Below are 12,932 nucleotides of genomic sequence, written 5' to 3' on the forward strand. Positions count from 1 at the left end.
AAGAAGCATGAAATGGTTTAAGGTTGGAAAAATTGTGAATACCCATGGTGTAAAAGGAGAAGTTCGTATTGTATCAACTACGGATTTTGCGGATGAGCGCTATGAAAAAGGAAATAAACTTTATATCTTCAAAGAAAAGCAAAGCGAGCCGGTGGAAGTAACGGTAGCAAGCCATCGCAGGCATAAAAATTTTGATCTGCTTACATTCGAAGGCTATCACAACGTAAATGATGTTGAGCAGTACAAAAACTGCGAAGTGAAAATTCCTGAGGAGCAGCTAACGGATTTAGAAGACGGTGAATTCTATTTCCATGAAATTATTGGCTGTACAGTAAAAACAGAAGACGGAGTAGAGGTAGGAACGGTCAAAGAAATTTTAACGCCGGGAGCTAATGATGTATGGGTTGTTAAAAAAGGCGGAAAAGAAGTTCTTATTCCTTATATCGACGACGTGGTACAATCTATTGATATAGATGAAAAAGAGATCGTTATTACAGTAATGGAAGGATTATTGGACTAATGAAAATTGATGTACTGTCGTTATTTCCTTCTATGTTTGACGGTGTTTTTGGCGAATCAATTTTGAAAAAAGCACAGGAAAAAAATGCGGTTGAACTGAATGTGGTTAATTTCCGAGAATATTCTACGAACAAACATCAAAATGTGGATGATTATCCTTACGGCGGAGGTGCTGGAATGGTATTGACGCCGCAGCCTATTTTTGACGCCGTAGAAAAGCTCACTGAAACAGCAAAAAAGCCCCGGGTGATTTTGCTTTGTCCGCAAGGAGAACGCTATACGCAGGCAAAAGCAGAAGAGCTAGCAGCAGAAGAGCATCTAATTTTCATTTGCGGCCATTATGAAGGGTATGATGAACGAATTCGTGAGCAGCTGGTAACCGATGAAATTTCAATTGGTGACTATGTATTAACCGGAGGCGAGCTTGGTGCAATGGTTGTGATCGATAGCGTTGTTCGCCTGCTTCCTGATGTGCTTGGCAATAATTACTCAGCTGTACAAGACTCACACAGCACCGGTTTATTAGAGCACCCGCACTATACGCGTCCTGCTGATTTTAGAGGCTTAACAGTTCCTGAAGTACTTATGTCAGGAAATCATAAAAAAATTGAACAGTGGCGCCAAAAAGAGTCTTTAAAGCGCACGTTGCTTCGAAGACCGGATATGCTTGAAAAAATGGAGCTAACAGAAGAGCAAAAGAAACTAGTAGCTCAATTAAAAGAAGAAAATCAGCTTTCATAAATCCATAAAATTTATGCATAAACTCTGTTGCATACGGTATAAGAGTGTGCTAAGATAGATTTTGTGGCTTGGGCAGATGTCTGGTCACCTATAACGATGTTCCGCTGCAATGATTGAAAAGCATTGGTATGAGCGTCTGTTGGAAGGAGTTGAAACACGCGATGCAAAAATTAATCGAAGAGATTACAAAAGAACAATTAAAAACAGATCTTCCTACGTTCCGTCCTGGTGATACTGTACGTGTACACGTAAATATCGTTGAGGGTACTCGTGAACGTGTTCAGGTATTTGAAGGTGTTGTTATTAAGCGTCGTGGCGGTGGTATCAGCGAAACATTTACAGTACGTAAGATTTCTTACGGTGTAGGTGTAGAGCGTACATTCCCACTTCATACGCCAAAAATTGCAAAAATCGAAGTAATGCGCCGCGGTAAAGTACGCCGTGCGAAACTTTATTACCTACGTGAATTACGTGGTAAAGCTGCGCGTATTAAAGAAATTCGATAATAGTAAAGGGGAGCTTGTTCATACAAGCTCCTTTTTTCAAATGTTTTTTTAGAACGATTCGTTCTCTGACAGGAAAAAATAGACGTACAAGTCATCATTTTTTTATTCTATTTATTTATTAGGCGTTTCAAACATTATCGTTTAAAATAAAGGTATGACATAAGAGTTGGAGGACTGAAGATGGCTCGAAAGAAAAATGAACTGTGGGAATGGATAAAAGCAATCGCCATTGCCGTACTGTTAGCTGTTGTAATTCGCTATTTTTTGTTTGCCCCGATTGTAGTAGATGGACTTTCTATGATGCCTACGCTGCATGATCAAAATCGAATGATTGTAAATAAGTTCTCCTATAAGATTGGTGATCCTGATCGCTTTGATATTATTGTTTTTCATGCTACAGCGGAAAAAGATTACATAAAACGTATTATCGGACTGCCGGGTGATCATATTGAGTATCGAAATGATACGCTGTATGTAAATGGAAAAGCTTATAAAGAGCCCTATTTAGATCAGTATAAAAAAGAAGTGATTGACGGTAATTTAACCGAAGATTTTAAACTAGAAGACGTAACGGGTAAAAAGACCGTGCCAGAAGGCTATTTGTTCGTGATGGGAGACAATCGACGCTACAGTAAAGACAGCCGTCAGATTGGCTTTGTGAGCATGGACAAGGTGCTTGGTAAAACGAGCGCTGTATACTGGCCGATTAAAGAAGCGCGTTTTGCAAAGTAAAATATAAAAGGTGAGTAAAATATGACAATTCAATGGTTTCCTGGTCATATGGCCAAGGCCAGAAGACAAGTAACTGAAAAGCTAAAATTGATTGATATTGTATACGAACTGGTTGATGCACGCATTCCGCAATCATCGCGAAATCCGATGATTGATGAGATTATTGTGAACAAGCCGAGAATCGTATTGCTGAATAAAGTGGACAAAGCGGATCCGCGTGTTACTCAGCAATGGTTAGATTATTATAAAGAACAAGGTATTTATGCCTTAGCTATTGACGCACAAGCAGGTAAAGGAATGAAACAAATTGTTTCGTCTTCCAAAGAACTTCTTCAAGAGAAGTTTGACCGCATGCGCGCAAAAGGAGTTAAAAAACCCCGTGCTATTCGTGCGATGATTGTAGGGATTCCTAACGTCGGTAAATCAACGCTGATTAATCGCCTTGCCAGCAAAAAAATCGCCAAGACCGGAGATCGTCCAGGCGTGACGCAGGCACAGCAGTGGATTAAGGTAGGAAATGAGCTGGAGCTGCTTGATACGCCAGGTATTTTGTGGCCTAAGTTTGAAGATGAAACAGTTGGATATAAGCTTGCGACAACGGGTGCTATCAATGATACCATTTTAAATATGCAAGATGTCGCTGTTTATGCTCTGCGCTTCTTCTCTAGCCATTCTCCGGAACAGTTAAAGCAGCGTTATGATTTAAACGAAATCCCTGAAGATATCGTGGAACTGTTTGATGCAATTGGAGCGCGCCGCGGCTGTTTAATGGGTGGCGGCATGGTGGATTATGATAAAACAGCTGAGCTTGTTCTTCGAGAAATTCGAACGGATAAAATTGGCACTTTTACATTTGATAACCCAAATGAAGCTGAACAACAGCTGTAAGCAACACATTGCGAACTGAAGCAAAAAAACGCCTCTGCCTTTTCAGCATGAGGCGTTTTTTATGTGAAAAGGCCGTGTGAAAAAGTTGAGATAAAGAAGGTGGAGCTAATGAAAAAGAGTATTAAGGAAATAAAAGAGGAACTAAAGCAAGTGAGAAGCCCGGAAGATGCTTTATTTAAGGCATATGCGCAAGATGAGCGTAAAGGTGTGCAACAGGTTATTATTCAAAAACAAAGGCAATTTGAAGCTGCTGAGCGCTTGAAGCAACAGTTTGATGAAATGATGACATATGAAAATGAATTATACAGTCAAGGAGCAACTTATATTGCCGGAGTAGACGAAGTAGGAAGAGGACCGTTAGCAGGGCCTGTAGTAGCGGCTGCTGTTATTTTACCTTCTGATTTTTTTCTCCCTGGTCTGACGGATTCAAAGAAGTTATCAGAAGCAAAGCGAGAAGCGTTTTATGAAGAAATTTGTAAAAAAGCTGTCGCTATCGGTATAGGGATTATAGGCGCAGAGGTCATTGATTCTATTAATATTTATGAAGCAACAAAAAAGGCAATGATTGAAGCAATTGAACTGCTGGCTGTTCAGCCTGATGAACTGCTTATTGATGCGATGAAGCTGCCGGTGCCTATTTCGCAGCAGTCAATCATTAAAGGCGATGCTACAAGCATTTCGATTGCTGCAAGCTCTGTTATTGCAAAAGTGACGCGAGATCGAATGATGAAAGAACTTGGTGAACGCTATCCTGCATACGGATTCGAAAAACATATGGGGTATGGAACAAAACAACATTTAGAAGCAATCGAACAACATGGAATTTTGCCAGAACATCGCCGATCTTTTGCACCGATAAAAAACCAAGTAAACTAGAACATGATACCCGAGCATATCTCTGCTTTTTAGCGCATGTTTCAATGCGGGATTCTAGGCTTAAAAAGAATATAGCCTATGTAAGCGGAGATATTGCAGCGGGAAAAGTTCGTAAATTCTTTTCCTCTCAGCTTGCTTTAGTTATGAGAGTTGATTTACATGATCAACCCCACGTTTAACGTCCCCGGAGTCTCACCATCTTCATAAGGTATGGTTAAGTACTATCTCCATAAAAATATCAATTTTCTTATTATTTCAATATTTTTCACTAGAATAGTAGACAATTAGACAATTATTTTTATACAATGAAAGCGCAGTCTATTTTGTGCAGTATAGTTTTGTGGTTGATTATGTTAGGAGGATGGGAAATGAATATCCATGAGTATCAAGGAAAAGAACTACTCAGAAAATATGGGGTTGCAGTACCAAACGGTCGAGTAGCTTTTACTGTTGAAGAAGCAGTTGAAGCAGCAAAGGAATTAGGTTCACAAGTATCAGTGGTGAAAGCACAAATCCATGCTGGTGGACGCGGTAAAGCGGGCGGTGTCAAAGTAGCAAAAAACTTAGATGAAGTTCGTACATATGCACAAGATATTTTAGGAAAGACCCTCGTAACGCACCAAACAGGTCCTGAAGGAAAAGAAGTTAAGCGCTTGTTAGTTGAAGAGGGATGCGATATTAAGAAAGAATACTACATCGGTTTAGTTCTTGATCGTGCAACATCTCAAGTTGTATTGATGGGTTCTGAAGAAGGTGGAACTGAAATTGAAGAAGTGGCGGAAAAAACGCCTGAAAAAATCTTTAAAGAATATGTAGATCCTGCGATTGGTTTACAAGCATTCCAAGCTCGCAGACTTGCATTTAATATTAATATTCCAAAAGAATTAGTTGGAAAAGCAGTTAAATTCATGACAGGTTTATATACAGTATTTGTTGAAAAAGACTGCTCAATTGCAGAGATTAACCCTCTAGTTGTAACAGGTGACGGAGACGTTATGGCATTGGATGCGAAGTTAAACTTTGATTCAAATGCGCTGTATCGCCAAAAAGATATTCTTGAATATCGTGACCTTGAAGAGGAAGATGCTAAAGAAATTGAAGCATCTAAATACGACTTAAGCTACATTTCACTAGACGGTAATATCGGTTGTATGGTAAACGGTGCAGGTTTAGCGATGGCAACGATGGATATTATTAAGCATTACGGAGGCGACCCTGCTAACTTCCTGGATGTTGGGGGCGGCGCAACTGCTGAAAAAGTAACAGAAGCATTCAAAATTATTTTATCTGACCAAAATGTAAAAGGTATTTTCGTTAATATTTTCGGTGGAATTATGAAATGTGATGTTATTGCAACAGGTGTTGTTGAAGCAACGAAACAAGTTGGATTAAGCCTTCCATTAGTTGTTCGCTTAGAAGGAACAAACGTTGAACTTGGAAAAGAAATTTTACAAAAATCAGGCTTAAATATCACAGCTGCTGAATCTATGGCAGACGGCGCACAAAAAATCGTTTCACTAGTGAAATAGAAAGGCTGGGGGATAGGAATGAGCGTATTTATTAATCAAGATACAAAAGTAATTGTACAAGGAATTACAGGCGGAGTTGGCCTTTTTCATACACAGCAAATGTTAGAATATGGAACAAAAATTGTTGGTGGCGTAACGCCAGGTAAAGGCGGCTTAGAAGTAGAAGGTGTTCCGGTATTTAATACGGTTGCCGAGGCAAAAGAAAAAACAGGCGCAACGGCTTCTGTTGTATATGTTCCACCAGCATTCGCAGCTGACTCCATTATTGAAGCAGTTGACGCAGATTTAGATTTAGTTATTTGTATTACGGAAGGTATTCCAGTATTAGACATGGTAAAAGTAAAGCGTTATATGGAAGGAAAACGTACGCGCCTTGTAGGACCTAACTGCCCAGGTGTTATTACACCGGAAGAATGTAAAATTGGAATTATGCCAGGGTACATTCACAAAAAAGGTCATGTAGGTGTAGTTTCACGTTCTGGTACATTAACATATGAAGCTGTTCACCAACTTTCTGAAGCTGGCATTGGCCAATCAACAGCTGTTGGTATCGGCGGTGACCCGGTGAATGGCACGAACTTTATCGATGTATTAAAAGCGTTTAATGAAGATGAAGATACGTATGCAGTAATTATGATTGGGGAAATCGGCGGTACGGCAGAAGAAGAAGCGGCAGAATGGGTAAAAGCAAACATGACAAAACCTGTTGTCGGCTTCATTGGCGGTCAAACAGCGCCTCCAGGAAAACGTATGGGCCATGCTGGTGCGATTATTTCAGGTGGTAAAGGGACAGCGTCTGAAAAAATTAAAACAATGAATGAGTGCGGTATCCAAGTAGCTGAAACACCATCTGTTATGGGAGAAACACTTATTAAAGTGTTAAAAGAACAAGGCATTTACGAGCAGTGTAAGACTCATTAATAGAAGACATATAGCCTCCTTTGACCGGGGGCTATTTTGTCCATTTAAAAAGGAGATTGTAGAATGTCTGGTTTACGGGAAAAATTAATTCATTTAGCACATTGTCCATCTGTTAATTGGAAACAAATTTTTACGCTACTTCAACAGAATTCTTCATTACAAAATCTCTACGAGTACTCTCCATCACAGCTTCAAAAACTATTGACTCTCTCGATTGAACGTGCTAATCAAATAAAAAAAGATTTGCAAACTATTCCAATACGAGATATTCTAGATAAATATGACGCTGAGAATATTCAATGTGTCACCATCCTAGATGATGAATATCCTGAACTTTTGCGCCATATTTATGATCCGCCTTGGGTATTATTTGCAAGAGGAAACTTGTCTCTTCTACACGCTTCGGCAAGCTTGAGCGTTGTAGGAACAAGGAATCCCACTTCATATGGAACTGCAGCTCTGACTCATATTGTAAAGCCGATGCTGCATGAAGAATTTGTTGTTGTAAGTGGACTAGCCTTAGGAATTGACCAGGCTGCTCATGAACTGGCTATCGCTGAAAAAGCTAAAACGATTGCAGTTTTAGGCGGAGGGTTTTATAATATTTACCCAAGAGGAAACCAAAATTTAGCAAGAGAAATTGCGCAGCATCATTTGCTGCTTTCTGAATATGCCCCGTTTATGAAGCCGACGAAATGGTTTTTCCCTCGCAGAAACAGAATCATTAGCGGATTAACAGGAGGCACGTTGGTGGTGCAAGCAAAAGAAAGAAGTGGATCTTTTATTACCGCCGACCAGGCGCTTCAGCAAGGAAGAGAAGTATTTGCCATACCGGGTTCTATTTTTGAAGAAACATCATGTGGAACGAATAAGTTAATCCAATTAGGGGCAAAACTTGTGCAAAGCGCTGCTGATATTACAGATGAAATGATGTATATAAGATGAATGTTTCAAAGTAGTCATATTCTTGCATGGTATGAAATACTAGTGAGATACGTAGGGAAATCGTATGACTTATCTTTTTGACATTTGACAAACAAGAACCAAATATTTAATAATAATGAAGATTTTATTCTACCTCTTGAGGAGGAACAAATAGATGTCTGACTACCTAGTAATTGTAGAATCGCCTGCAAAGGCTAAAACAATTGAACGTTATTTAGGAAAGAAATATAAAGTAAAAGCATCGATGGGACATGTTCGCGATTTACCTAAAAGTCAAATGGGAATTGATATTGAACAAGATTACAATCCGAAATATATTACAATTCGCGGGAAAGGCCCGGTTTTAAAAGAACTAAAAACAGCGGCTAAAAAAGCAAAAAAGATTTACCTAGCAGCCGATCCAGACCGTGAAGGAGAAGCGATTGCATGGCATTTGGCGCACAGTTTGGATGTAGACATTGCATCGGACTGTCGCGTAGTATTTAACGAGATTACAAAAGAAGCGATTAAAGAATCTTTTAAACATCCACGAGCAATTAATATGGATTTAGTAGATGCTCAACAAGCACGCCGTATTCTTGACAGGCTGGTTGGCTACAACATCAGTCCATTGCTGTGGAAAAAAGTGAAAAAAGGATTAAGTGCCGGAAGGGTTCAATCAATTGCAGTGCGGTTAATTATTGATCGTGAAAAAGAAATTGCAAAGTTTATCCCAGAAGAATACTGGACGGTAAAAGCAACCTTTCAAAAAGGAAACGACCAATTTGAAGGCCAGTTAATCGAATATCAAGGAAAAAAAGTAGAGCTATCAAATGAAGATGATGTAACCAACATTGTCAAACAATTAGATGGAAATGAATTTTCAATTTCTAAAGTAACAAAACGTGAGCGAAAGCGTAATGCGGCTCCTTCTTTTACCACGTCTTCATTACAGCAAGAGGCAGCGCGGAAACTGAACTTCCGAGCGAAAAAAACAATGATGATTGCGCAGCAATTATATGAAGGAATTGATTTAGGAAAAGAAGGTACAGTAGGTCTTATCACGTATATGCGTACCGATTCTACTCGTATTTCAGAAACAGCTCAAACAGAAGCTAGAGATTACATTACGAACGCGTACGGAAATCAGTTTGTGGCAACGGAAAAGCGTAAAGAAAAGAAGAGTTCAAATGCGCAAGATGCCCACGAAGCGATTCGTCCAACTTCAGCTCTTCGTAAACCAGGAGAGGTAAAAGAGTTCTTATCGCGTGATCAGTATCGACTGTATAAGTTAGTATGGGAGCGCTTCGTTGCTAGTCAAATGGCACCTGCAATTATGGATACAATGGCTGTAGATTTGAAAAATGGAGACGTAACATTTAGAGCGAACGGCTCAAAAGTTAAATTTCCAGGCTTTATGAAAGTGTATGTTGAAGGCAATGATGATCAAGTGGAGGAAAAAGAAAATCTTCTTCCAGACTTAGAAGAAGGAGAAGTAGCTTATTCTAAGGACATCGATGAAAAGCAGCACTTCACACAGCCGCCGCCAAGATATACAGAAGCTCGTTTAGTCAAGACATTAGAAGAGCTAGGCATTGGCCGACCGTCTACATATGCTCCAACACTTGATACGATTCAAAAGCGCGGATACGTAGCGCTCGATAACAAGCGTTTTGTTCCAACAGAACTTGGAGAAATTGTACTAGAGCTTGTATTGGAGTTTTTCCCAGAAATTTTAGATGTAGAGTTTACAGCTAAAATGGAAAACGATTTGGATGAAGTGGAAGATGGTAATGTTCAATGGGTGCGTGTTATTGACGAATTTTACAGTGATTTTGAAAAACGCTTAGAACATGCTGAAAAAGAAATGCGCGAAGTTGAGATTAAAGATGAACCTGCCGGAGAAGATTGTGAAGAATGCGGTTCACCTATGGTATACAAAATGGGACGCTATGGAAAATTTATGGCATGCTCTAATTTCCCTGACTGCCGCAACACAAAGCCAATTGTAAAAGAGATTGGCGTAAAGTGTCCGAAATGTGAAGAAGGAAATATCGTTGAGCGAAAATCGAAGAAAAAGCGTACATTTTATGGCTGTGATCGATTCCCGGGCTGTGACTTTGTATCTTGGGATAAGCCGATTGCAAGAAAATGTCCGAAATGTGAAAATCTGCTTGTGGAGAAGAAACAGAAAAAAGGAACTCAAGTCGTCTGTACAAGTTGTGATTATAAAGAGGAAGCTCAGCAGTAAAAGAGAATGGGATGAATTCCCACACTTTAAATTTAAAAATAGCAGTTATATAAGATGCGGCGACATTGCTTCATGTGCTAAAATGGAAACGTTATTAGCGACATTGAGTAATGTCGCATTTTCTTTGTCCCGTTAAAAAAGGAAAAGACAAGTGAATGTATAAGGAAAATGATAGAAAAGATAGAAATGAAGTTGGAGGATTTACAATGAATGAACAAGTAATTAATGTTATCGGAGCAGGTCTTGCTGGAAGTGAAGCAGCTTGGCAAATCGCAAAGCGCGGTTTGAAAGTCCGTCTTTATGAGATGAGACCAGTGAAGCAAACACCTGCTCATCATACGGACAAATTTGCTGAATTAGTATGTAGTAATTCACTGCGTGCGAATACACTAACAAATGCAGTTGGCGTTTTAAAAGAAGAAATGCGATTATTAGACTCTGTAATTATTCGTTCAGCAGACGAGTGTGCGGTTCCAGCAGGTGGAGCATTGGCTGTTGACCGTCACGAATTTGCCGCTCGTGTGACGGAAAGCGTTAAAAACCATCCAAACGTAACGGTTGTTAATGAAGAGATTACGGAAATTCCACAGGGACCAACTGTTATTGCAACAGGTCCGTTAACGTCAAAAGATTTATCGGAAAAGCTGCGCGCGTTAACAAGTGAAGATTATTTATATTTTTACGATGCGGCTGCACCTATTATTGAAAAAGACAGCATTGATATGGATAAAGTATATCTTAAATCTCGCTATGATAAAGGGGAAGCTGCCTATTTAAACTGTCCGATGACAAAAGAAGAATTCCAGCGTTTTCATGAAGCATTAATCAATGCAGAGACAGTTCCTTTAAAAGAATTTGAGAAAGAAATTTATTTTGAGGGATGTATGCCAATTGAAGTAATGGCTTCACGCGGAGAAAAAACAATGCTCTTTGGACCAATGAAACCAGTTGGGTTAGAAGATCCGAAAACAGGAAAGCGACCTTATGCAGTTGTTCAGCTTCGTCAAGATGATGCAGCAGGTACACTATATAATATCGTAGGTTTCCAGACACATTTAAAATGGGGAGCACAAAAAGAAGTATTAAGCTTAATCCCAGGTTTAGAAAATGCAGAAGTAGTGCGCTACGGAGTTATGCATAGAAATACGTTTATTAATTCTCCTAAATTGTTAAAGCCTACGTATCAATATCGTGAGCGTGATGACTTATTCTTTGCTGGACAAATGACGGGAGTAGAAGGATATGTAGAATCAGCTGCGAGCGGATTAATGGCAGGAATGAACGCAGCTCGACTTGTGCTTGGTGAAGAATTGGTTGTATTGCCGCAGGAAACGGCGATTGGCAGTATGGCTCACTATATCACTCATACAAGCGCTAAAAACTTCCAGCCGATGAATGCCAACTTTGGCTTATTCAAAGAATTGGAAGTGCGAATCAAAAACAAACAAGAACGAAATGAAACGCTTGCTAAACGAGCATTGGAAACTATTCAGAATTTTACAACAAAATAATCAAAATTGTTTGCAAGGGCTACTTAATTGTGATAATATTTAGTAGCCCTTGTGAGGTGATAACATTGGAATTTGTTAAAGATGTATTAAATTCCTTTCTAGAATATTTACAAATTGAGAAAAATTATTCAAAATATACAGTTGACTGCTATGAAAAAGACATAGGTATCTTCATGTCTTTTATGCAGGAAGAGCAAATACAAAACCTACAAGGTGTTACATATGCTGATGCAAGGCTGTTTTTAACACGCCTATATGAAAAGCAGTATTCAAAAAGATCGATGTCACGCAAAATTTCTTGTTTGAGAACGTTTTATCGGTACTTAAATAGAGAAGAATTAGTAGAAGATAATCCATTTGCGCTCGTTACCCTTCCTAAAAAGGAAGAGCGAAATCCTCGCTTCCTGTATGAAGAGGAGATTGTGAAATTATTTCAAATGAATGACTTAACAACTCCGTTAGGGCAGCGTAATCAGTCTCTATTAGAATTGCTGTATGCCACCGGAATACGAGTGAGTGAATGTGCATCTATTAAGCTTAGCGATATAGATTTTTCACTTCAAACTTTGCTCGTATATGGCAAAGGGAAAAAACAACGGTACGTGCCATTTGGCTGTTATGCCAAGGACGCTCTTAGAGTATATATAGATAATGGAAGAAAGCTTCTTTTAAAAAAGGCTCCTTCTGATACTCATTCGCTCTTTTTAAATTATAAGGGGACACCGTTGACAGACCGAGGCATACGCTTAGTCATTGATCAGTTAGTAAAGAAAACCGCTGAGAATATACATATTAGTCCACACGTTTTGCGGCATACTTTTGCGACTCATATGTTAAATGAAGGGGCAGATTTACGTACAGTTCAAGAAATGCTAGGTCATGAACATTTATCAACCACTCAAATATACACACATGTGACGAAGGATCGTTTAAAGGCAGTTTATATGAATCACCATCCTCGCGCATAAAAGGAGGAGTTAATTTGTCTACTTTCCATGCTACTACGATTTTTGCGGTTCAGCATAACGGTCAATGTGCCATGTCTGGGGACGGACAAGTAACGTTTGGAAATGCTGTTGTGATGAAACATACTGCTCGAAAAGTAAGACGTCTATTTCAAGGGCAAGTTCTTGCCGGCTTTGCAGGTTCAGTAGCTGATGCATTCACTCTTTTTGAATTATTTGAAACGAAGCTTGAAGAGTATAACGGAAATCTTCAGCGTGCAGCCGTTGAGCTTGCTAAACAATGGAGAAGTGACAAAGTATTGCGAAAGTTAGAAGCAATGCTTATTGTTATGAACAAAGATAACTTACTGTTAGTATCAGGAACGGGTGAAGTTATTGAACCGGACGACGGCATTTTAGCAATTGGATCAGGCGGAAATTATGCTTTATCAGCGGGACGTGCATTAAAACAACATGCAGGCGAACATTTAACAGCTAAAGAAATTGCAAAAGCAGCTTTAGATGTAGCAAGTGAGATATGTGTTTATACAAATGATCATATTATTGTAGAAGAACTGTAGGAAAGGGGA

At 39.3% G+C, this 12,932-nt stretch carries 13 protein-coding genes; all 13 read left to right on the forward strand.

Translation table 11 applies throughout. The features are described 5' to 3' along the window. Positions 1–7: 7 nt before the first annotated feature. On the forward strand, positions 8–520 hold the full coding sequence (rimM, locus tag ACOZIR_RS03490) for a ribosome maturation factor RimM (RefSeq protein WP_045290162.1): 513 nt from the start codon (positions 8–10) through the stop codon (positions 518–520). Further along, complete coding sequence (gene trmD / locus ACOZIR_RS03495) at positions 520–1,260, forward strand: tRNA (guanosine(37)-N1)-methyltransferase TrmD (protein WP_045290160.1); 741 nt, start codon at positions 520–522, stop codon at positions 1,258–1,260. Before rimM ends, trmD begins: the two co-directional genes overlap by 1 nt. A gap of 161 nt (positions 1,261–1,421) precedes the next feature. Beyond that, complete coding sequence (gene rplS, locus ACOZIR_RS03500; protein WP_013084808.1) at positions 1,422–1,766, forward strand: 50S ribosomal protein L19; 345 nt, start codon at positions 1,422–1,424, stop codon at positions 1,764–1,766. 180 nt (positions 1,767–1,946) lie between these two features. Next, positions 1,947–2,498 (forward strand): signal peptidase I, encoded by a 552-nt coding sequence (lepB, locus tag ACOZIR_RS03505; protein ID WP_013058893.1) that lies wholly within the window; start codon positions 1,947–1,949, stop codon positions 2,496–2,498. 21 nt (positions 2,499–2,519) lie between these two features. After that, entirely contained in the window at positions 2,520–3,386 is an 867-nt protein-coding gene (ylqF, locus tag ACOZIR_RS03510) for a ribosome biogenesis GTPase YlqF (RefSeq protein ID WP_421535508.1), read from the forward strand. A gap of 108 nt (positions 3,387–3,494) precedes the next feature. After that, positions 3,495–4,262 carry a ribonuclease HII gene (locus tag ACOZIR_RS03515; protein WP_045290156.1) on the forward strand — a complete coding sequence of 256 codons (768 nt, stop codon included), beginning with the start codon at positions 3,495–3,497 and terminating at the stop codon, positions 4,260–4,262. A gap of 368 nt (positions 4,263–4,630) precedes the next feature. Next, the gene (gene sucC / locus ACOZIR_RS03520; protein WP_013058890.1) at positions 4,631–5,791 is read left to right on the forward strand and encodes an ADP-forming succinate--CoA ligase subunit beta; all 1,161 of its coding nucleotides are present in this window, start codon (positions 4,631–4,633) and stop codon (positions 5,789–5,791) included. 18 nt (positions 5,792–5,809) lie between these two features. After that, positions 5,810–6,712, forward strand: a complete 903-nt coding sequence (gene sucD, locus ACOZIR_RS03525; RefSeq protein WP_013058889.1) for a succinate--CoA ligase subunit alpha — start codon at positions 5,810–5,812, stop codon at positions 6,710–6,712. 63 nt (positions 6,713–6,775) lie between these two features. Continuing rightward, positions 6,776–7,657 (forward strand): DNA-processing protein DprA, encoded by an 882-nt coding sequence (dprA, locus tag ACOZIR_RS03530; RefSeq protein WP_045290154.1) that lies wholly within the window; start codon positions 6,776–6,778, stop codon positions 7,655–7,657. A 154-nt stretch (positions 7,658–7,811) separates the two neighbouring features. Continuing rightward, positions 7,812–9,887, forward strand: coding sequence for a type I DNA topoisomerase (topA, locus tag ACOZIR_RS03535; protein ID WP_340141717.1), 2,076 nt, complete (start codon positions 7,812–7,814; stop codon positions 9,885–9,887). 206 nt (positions 9,888–10,093) lie between these two features. Next, positions 10,094–11,398 (forward strand): FADH(2)-oxidizing methylenetetrahydrofolate--tRNA-(uracil(54)-C(5))-methyltransferase TrmFO, encoded by a 1,305-nt coding sequence (trmFO, locus tag ACOZIR_RS03540; RefSeq protein ID WP_013058886.1) that lies wholly within the window; start codon positions 10,094–10,096, stop codon positions 11,396–11,398. Positions 11,399–11,463: 65 nt separating this feature from the next. Next, a complete protein-coding gene (gene xerC / locus ACOZIR_RS03545) occupies positions 11,464–12,366 on the forward strand; it encodes a tyrosine recombinase XerC (RefSeq protein ID WP_340141718.1) in 903 nt (300 codons plus the stop codon). A 14-nt stretch (positions 12,367–12,380) separates the two neighbouring features. Continuing rightward, complete coding sequence (gene hslV / locus ACOZIR_RS03550) at positions 12,381–12,923, forward strand: ATP-dependent protease subunit HslV (protein ID WP_013058884.1); 543 nt, start codon at positions 12,381–12,383, stop codon at positions 12,921–12,923. Positions 12,924–12,932 lie beyond the last annotated feature (9 nt).

Source organism: Priestia sp. D3YE.R1, from assembly GCF_049199565.1.
In the GTDB taxonomy this organism is placed as follows: Bacteria; Bacillota; Bacilli; order Bacillales; family Bacillaceae_H; genus Priestia; species Priestia aryabhattai.

What these genes read in the sequence shown, in the direction of transcription:
- rimM (WP_045290162.1), top strand. Translation starts at nt 8, where the DNA reads ATGAAATGGTTTAAGGTTGGAAAAATTGTGAATACCCATGGTGTAAAA.
- trmD (WP_045290160.1), top strand. Translation starts at nt 520, where the DNA reads ATGAAAATTGATGTACTGTCGTTATTTCCTTCTATGTTTGACGGTGTT.
- rplS (WP_013084808.1), top strand. Translation starts at nt 1,422, where the DNA reads ATGCAAAAATTAATCGAAGAGATTACAAAAGAACAATTAAAAACAGAT.
- lepB (WP_013058893.1), top strand. Translation starts at nt 1,947, where the DNA reads ATGGCTCGAAAGAAAAATGAACTGTGGGAATGGATAAAAGCAATCGCC.
- ylqF (WP_421535508.1), top strand. Translation starts at nt 2,520, where the DNA reads ATGACAATTCAATGGTTTCCTGGTCATATGGCCAAGGCCAGAAGACAA.
- ACOZIR_RS03515 (WP_045290156.1), top strand. Translation starts at nt 3,495, where the DNA reads ATGAAAAAGAGTATTAAGGAAATAAAAGAGGAACTAAAGCAAGTGAGA.
- sucC (WP_013058890.1), top strand. Translation starts at nt 4,631, where the DNA reads ATGAATATCCATGAGTATCAAGGAAAAGAACTACTCAGAAAATATGGG.
- sucD (WP_013058889.1), top strand. Translation starts at nt 5,810, where the DNA reads ATGAGCGTATTTATTAATCAAGATACAAAAGTAATTGTACAAGGAATT.
- dprA (WP_045290154.1), top strand. Translation starts at nt 6,776, where the DNA reads ATGTCTGGTTTACGGGAAAAATTAATTCATTTAGCACATTGTCCATCT.
- topA (WP_340141717.1), top strand. Translation starts at nt 7,812, where the DNA reads ATGTCTGACTACCTAGTAATTGTAGAATCGCCTGCAAAGGCTAAAACA.
- trmFO (WP_013058886.1), top strand. Translation starts at nt 10,094, where the DNA reads ATGAATGAACAAGTAATTAATGTTATCGGAGCAGGTCTTGCTGGAAGT.